The organism is Brucella pituitosa, assembly GCF_003049685.1.
Lineage (GTDB): Bacteria > Pseudomonadota > Alphaproteobacteria > Rhizobiales > Rhizobiaceae > Brucella > Brucella pituitosa.
This window is the reverse complement of record NZ_PYSY02000005.1, coordinates 13,484-27,329: the sequence shown is the minus strand read 5'-3', so window position 1 is coordinate 27,329 and position 13,846 is coordinate 13,484. Positions and strand designations below refer to the sequence as shown.

Here is a 13,846-nt window from a genome sequence, read left to right as displayed (position 1 = left end):
TTTTGATAGCAGCCTCCTTCGCATGGCTGTTTACGGCGAAATTTGGCATCAACCCGATCACCAGCCTCATTGTGATCATTCCTTTGAGCTTCACGTTCAGCTGGCTTGTATATCGCGTTCTGATGGTTCCTTGGTTCGGCGCAGCAGCTGGCGCCGCACTCGAGAAGGACAGTATTCTGCAACTTTCGGCCTTATGTTCATCTTGCAGGGTATCCTGCTCGTGACATTCGGTGGTAAGAAAACACGCTTTGGCGTGCCAGCGGTGCAGGCAATAGTGGCCGAATCGCTTCTGGCTGTGCTTGTCGGAATAAACGTCGCGCTAGTCCTGCGCTCGCCGGTCTCAGGCAGGAGGAGCGCCCGCTCTGCCTCAGGTTGTTGATCAGCATCGCCCTGCCCTCTCGGCGCTGGGCGTGCTTTTCACCATGTCAGCTTTGGTCGTGGTGATCATGTTCCTGCGTCGGAAATATGAAGGCTGCCTGTCGCTTCACCATGCTTCTGGTTTCGATTGAAGCCAGGTTGCTCGTCTAGGCTGATCCGGGTCGATCGTTGCTCGGCTGTTGATCCGGGCCATCTTCTCGCCTACGGCTGTTTCTGAGCGTCCTAATGAGCTGTCGACCTTGTCAAAGCTTTGATCATGTCGACCATTAGGCATTTTCATCGTTCTTATGACCATGCCGCTGGTTCTTACATCCGACTACCATCTTCAATTGGCATCACTCTTCTCCACCCGCAATTATGGCAACGGCTTGGGCGATGTTTTCAGGCCCAACGCGATATATATCGCTCGCAACCGGGAGCTTCTTCGGCATCGGCGCATACACGACTGCAGTCCCGCTGATTACCTGCCATGGCCCGCGATCCTGTAGTCGCCCTCGTAATCGGCCTGTCTGCGCCGCGCTCGTAGGGCTTTCGACACTACGCCTATCTGGCGTCTACTTCGTGATTTTCTCGTTCGGCTTGTCCGAACTGATCCGTCAGTTGGTAAGTTGGTACGAGGTGAACGTCACGCGCACCAGCGCGCGGTACATCTTTCTCGATATCACCTCAGCCCAGATTTATTGGCAGCTGGCAGCGCTTCTGGCCATTCTCTTTGGTCGGAATTTGATCAAGCACAGTCGGTTGGGTACGGCGCTTCGCATGATCGGCGAAGATGAAATCGTAGCAAAGCATATTGGCATAAACACGACGCGGGTTAAGGTAATGCTCTTTGCCATCAGCCCTCTTTCATTACGTTGACCGGTGCGATCATCGCCCCGCGCTGGACCTATCTGGACCCCGGTATCGCGTTCAACGCCAACATTTCGTTCCAGGTGCTTATCATGGCGCTCCTCGGCGGCGTCAGCTCCCTATTCGGACCGATTCTCGGTGTAGTGCCGCTGGTTTTAGTCATCGAGTATCTGTCAGCAAACTTCCCGAACCACTTCTCAATTTTAGTCGGCGCGATCTTCATGATCGTCGTTTATTTCATCCCTGATGGGATTGTTGGACTGCTTTCACATGGCGCCAGCGGACATCGGCAAGCAATACACATACCGATGTGAGCGCAAAACTGGAGGCTCAGCCATGAACCCTGTACTCGAAGTAACCAATCTTCGAAAAGCTTTTGGCGGGAATGTAGCGGTTAACGGGATTTCATTTTCCCTGACGCCAGGAGAGATCGTTGGGCTTTTGGGACCAAACGGATCAGGGAAGACCACCGTCATCAACGTGATTTCGGGTAGTCTGAAAGCCAATGGCGGATCTGTTTGGCTCGACGGGCGAGAAATTACTGGCTTTCAGCCCCATCGCATCGCCGCACTCGGAGTGACCCGTACATTTCAGCTCGTAAGGGTGGCGCACGGTATGAGCGCCCTTGATAATCTGACCTCCGCGATGGCATTCACCGGCGCACGTCTGACGGGAGAGCCGGGCGCAGCAAAGCAATAGCAATTTTGGAACGGATCGGTCTTTCAAACTGCTCAGGGCTACGTGCCGGCGACATGACGTATATCGACCAAAAGCGTTTGGAGCTTGCTCGCGCACTAGCCTTGGAACCGAAAGTGCTGCTGCTGGATGAATGGCTCGCCGGCCTGAACCCCACTGAGCTTCAAGAAGGGATATCCTTGATCCAAACATTGCGGGAGTCGGGCATCGCCATTCTGATGGTAGAACATGTGATGGTAGCCATCCGGGCCCTGTGTAATCGTTCCATAGTCCTAGCCACTGGAAAGCTCATCGCGGACGGCCCCACCGAACAGGTGCTCGCCAATGCAGATGTGAAACGCGCCTATCTCGGCGAAACCGAAGATGAGGCCATCGATGCTTGAGATCACAAATCTTCGCTGAACTACGGTAAGCATCTGGCGCTTGATAGTGTTTCGCTCACCGTCGCGAAAGGAGAATGCGTCGTCATTCTCGGGGCGAATGGAGCGGGAAAAAGCTCGCTTCTTAAAGCTGTTGGCGGCCTTGTACCGTGGCCTATGGCGGCCGTGCGCCGTATGAACGGCCAAAATATTTCAAAACTCGCCCCGCACCTTCTGGTGGATACCGGGATCGGGCTCGTGCCGGAAGGACGAGGCAACTTCGCCGAATTAACAGTTCGCGAAAATCTCCTGCTGGGCGCGTATCCCAAGCGTGGTCGCGCGCGCGAAAAGGAGATGCTCGATCTGGTGCTATCGTTGTTTCCACGCATAGAGGAACGGCTTTCGCAACAGGTGCGCACCATGAGTGGTGGTGAACAGCAGATGGTCGCCATTGGCCGAGTGCTGATGTCGGCGCCTGACATTCTTCTGCTGGACGAGCCATCTCTGGGACTTTCTCCGCTCATGACGAAGGAACTTTTTCGCGCTCTTGTTCAGGTTAGAGACCGGGACCGGCATTCTTCTTGTAGAACAGAATGCCTTGCGCAGTCTAGAAATCAGCGATCGAGGTTTTCTACCGAAACTGGACGGGTCGTTGGCGCGGGAACTGCAGAGGAACTGCGCAATGATCCGAATGTCAGCCGTGCTTATCTTGGCGCATGATCCCACCGTGAAAACGAGGTAATTATGAAAATCAATCGCGGAAACCTGCTGCCGGAGCAGTTGTGGGAGGCAGATACTTGGACCAACGGACTGCCAAGCTCCAGTTCGCCCATCAAGGTCCATGAACCCGCAACCGGAGGTTCTCGCGCGGATCGCGCAGGCAGGACCATCGGACGTGATTAGGGCCGTCGAGGCTGCCGCTGCCGTGCAAAGCACTTGGGCCAGGACCTCTGCCATAGAGCGAGCGGCAGTCATGCGCCGTGCCGCCGATATCCTGTCAGCCAACGCTGCCGAATACGCTGAATGGCTCGTGCGCGAATCCGGCTCCGCTTCGGCGAAAGTACGCATAGAGCTTGTTGCGGGTGCTGCCTTCTTGCAGAAGGCGGCTTCGACTGTGCTTGACCCTCAAGGATACGTGTTTCCACAGATACCAGGCCGCACCAGCATAGGCCGGCGGGTACCTCATGGCGTAATCGGTATCATCTCGCCCTTCAACTTCCCCCTGATCCTGTCGATCCGCTCACTGGCGCCGGCACTCGCAGTAGGTAATGCAGTGCTTCTTAAGCCTGATCCACGGACACCCTTTAGTGGTGGCGTACTTTTGGCCCGGATTCTCGAAATGGCTGGATTGCCAGAAAAGCTTTTACAAATCCTGCCCGGTGGTGGTGATGTCGGTCAGGCGATGTGCGAGGCAGAGGGCATATCGATGATCTCTTTCACTGGCTCTACATCAGCTGGTCGCAAGGTGGGAGAGGTCTGTGGCCGTATGCTCAAAAAGCACAGTTGGAACTTGGCGGAAGAACCCTCTGATGATCCTAGAGGACGCGGATCTCGATCTTGCCGTAGAAAGCGCGATCTGGGGAAGCTACTTGCATCAAGGCCAAATCTGCATGGCGACTGGCAAGATTCTGTAGCAGCCCCTAGTGAAGCACTTTACCGAGAAATTTGTCGAAAAAGCCGGGACCTTAAAATGGGGATCCAACCGACTCGGCGTGGCGATCGGTCCGCTGATCGACGCGAGCCAGCGCGACCGCGTGCATGGTATCGTGCAGCGCTCGGTACAGGAAGGAGCCGAGCTTTTGTTGGGCGGTGAATTTGAGGGGCTTTTTTATAAGCCTACAGTCCTCGCCAATGTTCGCCCCGACATGGCCGCATATAGAGAGGAAGTCTTTGGTCCCGTGGCTTCGATAATTCCTTTCTCCACCGAAGAGGAAGCACTGCGGCTGGCCTGCGACACCGAGTATGGGCTCGGCCGGCATCATCAGCCGTGACATCGGTCGGGCCATGAGGTTGGGCGAGGAGCTTGAAGTCGGCATGCTGCATATCAACGATCAGACCGTTGCCGATGAACCATTCATCACCTTTGGTGGCCGGAAGGCATCAGGTAACGGGCAGACGATCGGCGGTCCCGTCAATCTCGACGCCTATTGCGAGTGGCAGTGGCTCACGATCCGAGAGCACCCCCATCCCCACAAGTTCTAGGAAAAAGGTCCGAAAGTCTCTTTCGGAAACAGGCGTTTCTGCGATCGGGTATCGTTGCACCGTCCCGGGCAGACCTTCCGGACCAGATAAGTCGCGCCCACCATTCTAGTCGCGCGCAGGTATCAGTAAACCATGCAATGGAGAAAGAATGATGCTTACAGGAAAGACGATTGTAGTGACCGGCGTGTCTTCCGGTATCGGTGCCGAAACGGCTCGTACCATAAAAAGGCAAGGGGGAACGGTCATCGGGGTCGATCGAAATCCCGCGGGGGAAGCTGTCGATAGTTTCTTCCAAGCCGACTTGTCGAGCCGAGATTCAATCGACGCACTTGTTGCCAGTTTGCCGCACGGAATCGACGGGCTCGCCAATATTGCCGGCGTTCCGCCGACCGCCCCCCCCGAGGTGGTGGTCGCTGTGAATGTGGTCGGCCTCTGGCACCTGACGGAAAAGCTCGTTTCCAAGATGAGCGAAAATGGAGCGATCGTCAGTATTGCGTCCCTTGCCGGCGTTGGCTGGGCGGATCGGTTCCGCAGATCTGAGCAGCCGAGGGCCTCGAATTCGACCAAATTCCCGACTTCTGCCGCGAGCATGATATCGATGAACAGCGCAGCTATTTCTTCTCAAAGGAAGCAGTGATCGTATGGACCTTGCAGAACCGCTGGACCTGGCGCGACCGCGGAATCCGTATCAATGCAGTGAGCCCAGGGCCGGTTGAGACACCCATTCTTGCCGATTTTGTGAAGACACTGGGTGCACGCGTAGAAGAAGACATGCGAGTTATGGATCGGCCAGGCCGGCCGTCAGACATAGCACCGGTCGTCGCGTTCCTTCTTAGCGATGGTTCGAGGTGGATCAGAGGTGTGAACATTCCGGCCGATGGTGGGATGAATTCATATCCTGTCCCACAAGCACAACCTCTGACGTGAGAGGATAGCAGGCAGTTGCAAAGAGATCCGTATTCTCATAAATGCGGAGACATGGTTATAAACGCAACTGCCTGCGACCAAAGAGCGAGTCTTCATATCGAAGCATCCCTGCATGATTTTTCCAAGAAGGAGATCATCTTCGACCTTTCCGCGCTGAGGAATTTTCCATGAAAAAAAGCAGATCAAAAATGATCGAAGAAGGCCCTGCTCTAACAAATAAAGGTAGGAAAAGGCCTGGGCGTCCAGAAGGATTCACAACTTCTCGTGAAGATATACTTGACGCCGCAGAGATAGTATTTTCCGAACTTGGATTCTCAGGAACTACACTTAGGAAGGTCGCCGACAAAATTGGGGTTACAAATGCTCTGATTGGATACTACTTCAAAAACAAAGAGAATCTTTTCCGTGAGGTGTTCCTAAGGAAAGGAACGGAGATAGCGACCGCACGAGCGGAAGGTTTGAAACGGCTGAAAGCAGACAATCACGTCCCGAGCGTTGCGAATCTTGTACGTTCCTTTCTTGAGCCTTCGATCAGGCTTCGGGAAAGCGCACAGGGTAGAGCGTTCCTTAGACTGCATTCTAGGCTTCACATGGAGCCGGAAGCACTGGCTTTCGAATTGCGTAGCCAAGTGTATGATACGACAACCCGAGCATACGCAGAAGCATTTCTTGCAGCCCTTCCTCATCTTGATGCAGAAAGTGTCTACATGAGAATGTCACTAATGATTGGTTCCTATCTCTACACCTTCTCCGACACTAATCGACTGGACGAACTTGTCCCTCAGAAAACCAAAAGAAAGAACATCAATCTCGATATAGAAGAGATTGTGGCCTACGTGTCAGCAGGTATGCATGCATCAAAATGAGTATACCGGAAAGAGCATGAATTTTATGAGGATACCCAGGGCCGTCACGCTTTCACAATGCTTTCATGCTAGAGCCTTCAACCAGGCAACATTGTCGAGCGCGCCCTCAGGCCCAGACAATTACGAGAAGGAACAGCCTTAATCGCCGGCAGCGACGGCGAGGGCAGGACCTGGCTACAATCGCCACGCTCCTTCAGACAGCGAAGATGAACAACGTGGATCCGCAGGCTTGGCTTACAAAGCCCTGAGCGCATCGCTACCGGCTGGCCCAGCAGCGAGATCAACGCACTCATGCCCTGAAACTACACAGCCTGAACGACCTCACCTTGCCGCCTAATTACTCATTCTAATAATATTTGCGTCTTGCGGCTTCTTTCGGCTGCTGCCAGAACCGGGACTAAGATTCACAAAAGGGCTTCTCATGAGCGTTCCCAGGAGCGAGACCCGCCGTAAGCCTGGCCGCCCCAAGGATGGCGAGGACATGCGTGACGTGATTCTCGATCAGGCGGAGATTGCCTTCGCGGAGGCAGGTTTCGCGGGGGCGAAGCTGCGCGACATCGCTGGAGCGGCAGGGGTCAACCAGGCTCTTATACGCTATTATTTTGGCACCAAGGAATGCCTTTTCGATGAGGTTTTTCGCCGACGTGGCGGGCTGATCTCGGGAGCCCGGCACGTGCAGCTCGATCAGCTTCTTGCGCGTGGAGAACATCTTCAAGCTCCTGAAATAATTATGGCTTACCTGCGTCCGCAATGGGATATGAAGCATAGCGGCCCGAATGGCGCGGCGTTCGTGAAACTGCAGGCGCGGCTGCATGCGGAGCCGGAGGAGCACGCCCTGCGTTTGCGCCGAGAGGTCTACGACGCCTCGATCAAACGCTATATCCAGGCGCTGTCGGAGGCGTTGCCGGATATTCCCCGACCGATGCTCAGCCTGCGTATGGCATTTCTCGTCGGCACCTATCTTTTCATGCTCAACGATCTGGGCCGCCTCAATGATCTCACCGATGGGCAGATCGGCGAAATTGATCGAGAGTCCATGTTGCGCGAGCTTGTCATCTTTCTCGCTGCAGGGCTTGCCGCTCCAATCTCCTGAAGGGGTGTTCCGGCTTTTTGCGCGGCCGATAAAAATTATTCGGGCTTGTAATTATACAGAATTGTAATTTATCCTTGGGTCAGCTTTCCAACTTGAGGTCAAATTCCATGAGACATTTCCGCGTAGGTCAGATCGTTCCAAGTTCGAACGTGACGATGGAGACCGAAATCCCCGCGCTTTTACGGGCGCGTGAAAGCGCGGGCGACGAGCGCTTCACCTTTCATTCCTCCCGCATGCGGATGAAGCATGTGACCAAGGAGGAGCTGGCGGCGATGGATGCCGATAGCGACCGCTGCGCCCTGGAACTGAGCGATGCGCGTGTGGATGTGATGGGCTATGCCTGCCTCGTCGCCATCATGTCGATGGGGCATGGATATCACTGTGTCTCCGGACCACGTCTGCATCAGGTATCGGTCGACAACGGCGCACCTGCGCCTGTGGTGACGTCTGCCGGTGCGCTTATCGAGGGTTGTGGGCCATGGGCGCAAAGCGCGTGGCGGTGGTCGCCCCCTATATGAAGCCGCTCACCGAAATGGTGGTGGACTACATCCGCAATGAGGGCATCGAGGTCAGCGATTGGCGAGCCTTGGAGATTTCCGACAATCTCGCTGTTGCCGCGCACGATCCGATGAACCTGCCGGACATCGTTTCGGGCATGAAGACTGACGATGTGGATGCGGTGGTACTGTCTGCCTGCGTGCAGATGCCCTCTCTTCCAGCCGTGCCGATGGTCGAAGCACGAACGGGAAAGCCCGTCGTCACCGCCGCCATCGCCACCACATGGCAGATGCTGCGCGCGCTTGGGATCGAGACTAGGGTTCCGGGCGGCGGCACGCTGCTTTCCGGCGCATATTGAAGGGACTCAGATGGCACGCGGCTACAATGTTCATGCCAATGGCATCCGCCAGCATCTGCTTCACTATCCGGGGAAGGGGCCAGCCATGCTGCTCATTCCCGGTATCACCTCGCCCGCAATTACCTGGGGGTTTGTGGCCGAGCGGCTTTCAGAGCATTTCGACATACATGTGCTCGACGTGCGCGGACGCGGCCTGAGCGAGGCCGGCGATCTCGATTATACGCTCGATGCCATGGCGGAAGATGCGATTGCCCTGGCCGAAGGTATGGAGAAGCCCATCCTTCTTGGCCATTCCATGGGCGCTCGAATTGCGATCCGTGCCGCCGCCCGCAATCCCGGTCCGATTGGCGGCCTCGTTCTCGTCGATCCGCCCATGTCGGGACCGAACAGGCGGCCTTATCCCGCGAACTGGGCCTGGTATGGAGATTCGATCCGGCTTGCCCAGAAGGGCTGCGGCATTGAGGAGATGCGGGTCTTTTGCCCGACCTGGACAGACGAGCAGGTGGCGCTGCGCGCCGAATGGCTGCACACCTGCCAATGGGGCGCTATTCGCATTGCCTTCGATGGCTTTGCCACGGATGACATTCACGCCGACATGCGGAAGATCCAGTTGCCGGCGCGGCTGGTGATTGCCGGCGGCGCCACGGTGATTCTGCCCGAGGATGTGGCGGAACTCCGTGAGCTAATGCCTCATCTCGAAACGCGCCGCGTGGACGGCGCCGGCCATATGATCCCCTGGGATGACCTGGAGGGTTTTCTTGCAGCCGTCATGGACTTCCGAGCCGACTAAACGACAGACCAAAATAGGAGCGATCCGATGGATCACGCGAGTTTCACTGAAATCTGCCTGCATCAGCTCAAGATGTCCGGTGTTCACGAGGGCGAGAAGCTCGTCGTGCTGACACAGGGCAACGACCGCCGATTATGCCGACGCCTTCATGGCGGCGGGTCAAAGGCTCGGAGCGAGAATGTATCACATGCGCCTGCCTCCCCTGCCAACCGGAGGCTGGAATGTCGGCGTAACTGGCCTTGCAGGGCTGCCGGATGCCGTCGAGGCCTTGAAGAACTGCGACATGCTGATCGACTGCGTGTTCCTTTTGTTCTCGCCGGAGCAGTTCGCGATCCAGGCTGCCGGAACGCGTATTCTCACGGCAGTGGAACCGCCCGAGCTTCTTGCTCGGATGCTGCCTTATCCCGAGCTACGCGAGAAGGTGGAGATCGCCGCCGAGATGCTGGAAAAGGCCAAGGTGATGCGGATCACCTCGCCGCATGGCACGGATGTCACCTATAAGCTCAACACCTATCCCACAATGGCGGAATATGCCTGCAACGACACACCTGGGCGCTGGGATCACTGGCCGTCCGGCTTTGTCTTCACCGGTGGGGACGACGATGGCGTTGACGGGCAGATCGTCGTTGCACCGGGGGATATCCTGCTGCCGCAGAATATCTATGTGCGCGAGCCAATCATCTACACCATCGAGAAGGGCTGGATCAGCGATATCCGGGGTGGGCTCGATACGGAACTGGTGAAGTCGTATATGGCAGACTTCAACGACGAGCGCGGCAAGGGCATGAGCCATGTCGGTTGGGGCATGAACCCGCAGGCCAAGTGGCATCGCATGGTTCCGGGAGAGTTTCCCGGCGGAATGGGCATGGAACCCCGCAGCTTCTACGGGGAATGTGATGTTCTCGACCGGTCCCAACAATGAGCTGGGAGGCCCGAACGATACGGCCTGCCACCTCGACATTCCGATGCGGGGCTGCTCGCTTTTTCTAGATGACGTACCGGTGGTGATTGACGGTGATATCGTCGTCAAGGAAATCCAGATGAAGCGAAATTGATTTTCAGGATGGCGGCTCTTTCGGGGCCGCCGTTTTTTTCAAGGGGAAAAAAGAATGACGCAAGACATGCTCTATGCGGCAGCGGGCTTTGGCCAAGCCGTTCCACGTGGGCGAAGACCGGCTGTCCTAGTGGTGGACTTTACCTATGGCTTCACGGATACGGCCTATCCCACCGCAGCGGACATGACGGCAGAGATCACCCAGACCCGGCGCATCACCGATGCCGCACGCGCTGCCGGATTTCCGGTCGTCTACACCACGATTGCTTATCACTCCGGCGAGATCGACAAGCTGCCCTGGCTCAGAAAGGTTGCGGGAATGGCCGCTCTTATCGAGGGTCGCGGCTGGTCGAGATCGATGCGGCGACCGGTTCCGATCCTGCGGACGCGGTGATTGTCAAGAAGGGGGCTTCCGCCTTTTTCGGAACCGGCCTTGCGGCAATGCTGACGGGGCCGGGGGTGGACACGCTCATCGTCACCGGCGCGACCACTTCGGGCTGTGTGCGCGCAAGTGTCGTCGATGCAGTGCAATCAGGCTTCAACGTGCTCGTTCCGCGCGATTGCTGTGCCGATCGCGCTGCAGCGCCTCACGAGGCAAATCTCTACGACATGCATCAAAAGTATGCGGACGTGACCGATGCCGCGGATGTGCTGCAATGGTTAGGCGGGCTTACTGGCAAAGCCGAGGCCCAGGGAGGTAGATCATGAGTTATTTTCCGCGCTGGCCGATGGCCCGAACCGAGACAGTCCTGCCGAGCAGCGCCTACCATGGGCGGCGACCATTCCGATGGGCATACAGCATCTTGTGGCCATGTCGGGTTCGACGATCCTCGGGCCGTTGCTGATGGGGTTCGATCCCAATCTGGCGATCCTGTTTTCGGGCATCGGCACGTTGATCTTCTTCATCTGCACGGCGGGGCGGGTGCCCAGTTATCTTGGATCGTCCTTCTCCTTCATTGCCGTGGTGATCGCCGTGACGGGATACGCGGGGACAGGTCCCAACCCGGATATCGGGCCGGCCCTTGGCGGCATCATCGCAGCCGGAGCGCTTTATGCCCTGATCGGCGTGGTGGTGATGGTTACCGGAACCGGCTGGATCGAGCGGCTGATGCCGCCGGCCGTCACGGGTGCCATCGGTGCTGCCATAGGGCTCAATCTTGCGCCCGTGGCGGTGCAGGGAACGCAGGGCACGGGGCCTCATGTGATCGTGGCACTGCTGACGCTCTTCTCCGTCGCGATGATTTCCACCTTCGGCCCGTTGGCGCTGAGGCGTGTGTCGATCCTGGTCGGCATCGTGATCGGCTATGTGGCGGTTCTGGTAATGGGTAACGGCATGGGGCTACTGCCGCCGGTCGATCTTTCGGAGCTTTCGCAGGCGCCGTGGTTGGGCGTGCCTGCATTCCGCAGTCCCGAGTTCGCTCCCGAAGCGATGGTCCTGATCGCACCGGTGGCGTTTATCCTGATCGCGGAGAACCTCGGCCACATCAAGGCTATCGGCGCAATGACTGGGCAGAATATGGACCGCTTTATCGGCAGAGGCTTTTTGGCGACGGCATTGCCACGATGGTTTCGGGGTCGGGCGGCGGAACGGGCGTGACGACCTATGTAGAGAACATGGGCGTGATGGCGGTGACGCGGGTCTTCTCCACCCTGGTCTTCGTAGTCGCTGCGCTCGTGGCGATCGGGCTTGGATTCTCGCCGAAGTTCGGGGCGTTGCTGCGCACCATTCCCGCACCGGTCCTGGCGGCTTGGCCGTGGCCGTTTTCGGCCTTATCGCTGCGGCAATGATCAGACTCTGGGTCGATAACCGTGTCGATTTCTCGGAACCGCGCAACCTGTTTACCGTTGGCATCACCCTAGTCTTTGGGTCGGGAAATTTTACGCTCAATATCGGTAGTTTCGCGCTCGGCGGTATCGGAACGGCCACTTTCGCGGCGCTCATCGCCTATCAGCTACTGAGCATCCGACATCGAAGCGAAGCACAATGCAAGCCTATCCTCCATTGACGGGCATAATTTTTCAATGGCCCCTTCGTGGGGCCGTTCTTCTATCTGCTATCGGTCGGCGGGGCTGCTTGCAGATTGCGGAGTGCTTGGCGAGACAGCGGTCGTTCCCCACACCGATGGTGTGAACGGAGCCGGGGACTGGCCCGCTACAAACGTCGAGGAGACATGACCATTATGCGGGGATCAACGTGTCATTGGAATACTCGAGACATTTGCATTGTCTAAGCAAGCGGCAAGACGATTCGCGAAGCCGAGGTCACAAATTGGCCGGAAGCAATGATTGGCTGGTTTGCCTCGCTCGGTCTTTGGCTGGCGTAGATCGGACCCGAAGCGGGGTCCGCTATCGAGGCGCTCGACCATCTCGTTTAACGTGATGTCCTTGCGTTTCTCGATCATCCCGATGATGAAGTCTGCATATCCGTCGAGGCGCGAGCCGCGCCGTCGCCCTTGGGGTCGCGGTGTCAGTTCGCCGATCTTCGCCCGTGCGATCCAGCGGATCGCGCTCGATACTCCAACGCCAAATCGAGATGCCGCCTGCCGGCCGATGCCCCTTCACCCGCAGCTTTCAAGACACGCAACCGCAAATCTTCGCCGAGTGCTCTGGTAATAACCAACCTCCGTCAAAGCGGATGTTGAAGCAAAAATCGGCCAGCGCGTCACATCACAATCGATTCATCGATACCCGGACGTGCTCTAGCCGCGCATCCGCACGCCCCAAATGCGAGAACGTCACAACGTAGTCAATGCAGGGCGTCAGCGAACAGGGCGCCAAGGCACAACATCGGATCGGCCGGCAGGAACTGAACGAGGATGGCAACGAGGATCGGCAAGGGGAACCTGTAGGAAGGTGACGAAGCATCAAAGCAAGCGCCTGATTTACGGCGCTTTCCAGCGCGGTCATTCCCGGAACAAACAAGGCGATTATTGCGGCCAGCACGTCCGTGCCGAAATAGATTTGACCTGCTCCGTCTGAAGAGATTCTGATGATGATTTAGGCTTTCCAATCCTTCCTTTAGTTTTGCTGCCTGACGGGTGCTTTCACGATAATGGTGCATCGCTGATCCACGTCGGCCATGCGCGCGGCTCGGCGCATTGGCCGATCGTCGGCATTGCCTCGCACGAGCTGCGAGGAATCGGCCACGCTGCGCCAGCTTCGAGGATCGGCCACCCGCATCATGGTGACGCCAGCGTTCCATCGGTCCTGACCTATGACGAGCGCCGCAACATGGCTGTCGGCCGAGAAGGGCAGGAAGCGCGGCAACAGCAAAATCAGGAATATGCCGACGAACAGCCCGATAAGGCCGGCCATCCACATGCGGAAATCCTGACTTTTCCGGTCGTAGGCGCTTTTCGTGTAGGCGCCGAGGTTCCGGCCGGCGCGCTCGAGGTCGGCCGCCTGGCGCTCGAGCTGCTGCACGGCGGTCCTCACCAGGCCCTCGCCGCTACGCTCGAGCGCGGCCGCATAATGCTGCGCACCCTGCCGGAGAATGGGCGACTGCTCGACGCCGTGCAGGCGCTCCGCAACATGGGCGAGTTGCTGCACGATCTGAGCCAGCTCCGGCTTGTAATCCTGCGCCGGCCCCTGCCGGTCAAATTCCTCAAAGGCGGCTTCCACACCCTTGCGTATGGTGGTCATCTCCCGCGTGAGGTCGCCGGCAAGACCTTCCACGGTCTGCCGTAGCGCGTCGAAGGCGGCGGCCGGATCGCCGGCGTCCTCGTCCAGTGCTTCGGGCAATCCTTCCCTGTCGTCGTCCAGCTCCGCCATGCTCT

Annotated in this window: 13 protein-coding genes and 8 pseudogenes; 19 read left to right on the top strand and 2 right to left on the bottom strand. The window is 57.5% G+C overall.

All coding sequences use genetic code 11. The features are described 5' to 3' along the window. The 19 genes and pseudogenes from C9380_RS27255 to C9380_RS23770 all read left to right on the top strand — a co-directional run. Positions 1–224 (top strand): annotated as a pseudogene (locus C9380_RS27255) (hypothetical protein); the annotation flags it as partial. A gap of 529 nt (positions 225–753) precedes the next feature. Then, a complete protein-coding gene (locus C9380_RS27965) occupies positions 754–1,236 on the top strand; it encodes a branched-chain amino acid ABC transporter permease (RefSeq protein WP_252869879.1) in 483 nt (160 codons plus the stop codon). Beyond that, the gene (locus tag C9380_RS27960) at positions 1,233–1,541 is read left to right on the top strand and encodes an ABC transporter permease (RefSeq protein WP_252869878.1); all 309 of its coding nucleotides are present in this window, start codon (positions 1,233–1,235) and stop codon (positions 1,539–1,541) included. Before C9380_RS27965 ends, C9380_RS27960 begins: the two co-directional genes overlap by 4 nt. 22 nt (positions 1,542–1,563) lie before the next feature. Further along, positions 1,564–1,926 carry an ATP-binding cassette domain-containing protein gene (locus tag C9380_RS28710; RefSeq protein WP_353954664.1) on the top strand — a complete coding sequence of 121 codons (363 nt, stop codon included), beginning with the start codon at positions 1,564–1,566 and terminating at the stop codon, positions 1,924–1,926. Between the two features lie 5 nt (positions 1,927–1,931). After that, positions 1,932–2,306 (top strand): ABC transporter ATP-binding protein C-terminal domain-containing protein, encoded by a 375-nt coding sequence (locus tag C9380_RS28705; protein ID WP_435373148.1) that lies wholly within the window; start codon positions 1,932–1,934, stop codon positions 2,304–2,306. Next, positions 2,299–3,002: pseudogene (locus tag C9380_RS23820) on the top strand (ABC transporter ATP-binding protein). The gene C9380_RS28705 and the pseudogene C9380_RS23820 overlap by 8 nt, the downstream one beginning before the upstream one ends. Positions 3,003–3,123: 121 nt before the next feature. Continuing rightward, the gene (locus C9380_RS28920; RefSeq protein ID WP_252869877.1) at positions 3,124–4,095 is read left to right on the top strand and encodes an aldehyde dehydrogenase family protein; all 972 of its coding nucleotides are present in this window, start codon (positions 3,124–3,126) and stop codon (positions 4,093–4,095) included. Continuing rightward, positions 3,986–4,484 (top strand): annotated as a pseudogene (locus C9380_RS28695) (aldehyde dehydrogenase family protein); the annotation flags it as partial. The gene C9380_RS28920 and the pseudogene C9380_RS28695, both read left to right, overlap by 110 nt. Positions 4,485–4,632: 148 nt before the next feature. Further along, positions 4,633–5,121 (top strand): SDR family NAD(P)-dependent oxidoreductase, encoded by a 489-nt coding sequence (locus tag C9380_RS27230; RefSeq protein WP_217284122.1) that lies wholly within the window; start codon positions 4,633–4,635, stop codon positions 5,119–5,121. Further along, the gene (locus tag C9380_RS28690; protein WP_217284121.1) at positions 5,118–5,411 is read left to right on the top strand and encodes an SDR family oxidoreductase; all 294 of its coding nucleotides are present in this window, start codon (positions 5,118–5,120) and stop codon (positions 5,409–5,411) included. Before C9380_RS27230 ends, C9380_RS28690 begins: the two co-directional genes overlap by 4 nt. Positions 5,412–5,578: 167 nt before the next feature. Next, the gene (locus tag C9380_RS23805) at positions 5,579–6,277 is read left to right on the top strand and encodes a TetR/AcrR family transcriptional regulator (protein WP_252869862.1); all 699 of its coding nucleotides are present in this window, start codon (positions 5,579–5,581) and stop codon (positions 6,275–6,277) included. Between the two features lie 87 nt (positions 6,278–6,364). Further along, positions 6,365–6,577: pseudogene (locus tag C9380_RS23800) on the top strand (transposase domain-containing protein); the annotation flags it as partial. A gap of 181 nt (positions 6,578–6,758) precedes the next feature. Next, positions 6,759–7,370, top strand: a complete 612-nt coding sequence (locus tag C9380_RS23795; protein WP_252869876.1) for a TetR/AcrR family transcriptional regulator — start codon at positions 6,759–6,761, stop codon at positions 7,368–7,370. Positions 7,371–7,477: 107 nt separating this feature from the next. Next, positions 7,478–8,226, top strand: a pseudogene (locus tag C9380_RS23790) (maleate cis-trans isomerase family protein). A gap of 10 nt (positions 8,227–8,236) precedes the next feature. Further along, a complete protein-coding gene (locus tag C9380_RS23785) occupies positions 8,237–9,016 on the top strand; it encodes an alpha/beta fold hydrolase (RefSeq protein ID WP_128094876.1) in 780 nt (259 codons plus the stop codon). Positions 9,017–9,043: 27 nt separating this feature from the next. Beyond that, positions 9,044–10,071, top strand: a pseudogene (locus C9380_RS23780) (2,5-dihydroxypyridine 5,6-dioxygenase NicX family protein). Positions 10,072–10,125: 54 nt separating this feature from the next. Continuing rightward, positions 10,126–10,464: a cysteine hydrolase family protein gene (locus C9380_RS28375; protein WP_290124839.1), complete on the top strand. Its 339-nt coding sequence runs from the start codon at positions 10,126–10,128 to the stop codon at positions 10,462–10,464. Continuing rightward, positions 10,368–10,778 (top strand): isochorismatase family protein, encoded by a 411-nt coding sequence (locus C9380_RS28370; RefSeq protein ID WP_290124840.1) that lies wholly within the window; start codon positions 10,368–10,370, stop codon positions 10,776–10,778. Before C9380_RS28375 ends, C9380_RS28370 begins: the two co-directional genes overlap by 97 nt. Then, a pseudogene (locus tag C9380_RS23770) lies at positions 10,775–12,076 on the top strand (solute carrier family 23 protein). The gene C9380_RS28370 and the pseudogene C9380_RS23770 overlap by 4 nt, the downstream one beginning before the upstream one ends. Positions 12,077–12,421: 345 nt before the next feature. Here the strand turns inward: C9380_RS23770 and C9380_RS27220 are convergent. Together C9380_RS27220 and C9380_RS23755 are read right to left on the bottom strand one after the other, a co-directional pair. After that, positions 12,422–12,684: pseudogene (locus C9380_RS27220) on the bottom strand (helix-turn-helix domain-containing protein); the annotation flags it as partial. Between the two features lie 404 nt (positions 12,685–13,088). Beyond that, positions 13,089–13,841: a DUF6118 family protein gene (locus tag C9380_RS23755; RefSeq protein ID WP_128094886.1), complete on the bottom strand. Its 753-nt coding sequence runs from the start codon at positions 13,839–13,841 to the stop codon at positions 13,089–13,091. Positions 13,842–13,846: the final 5 nt, after the last annotated feature.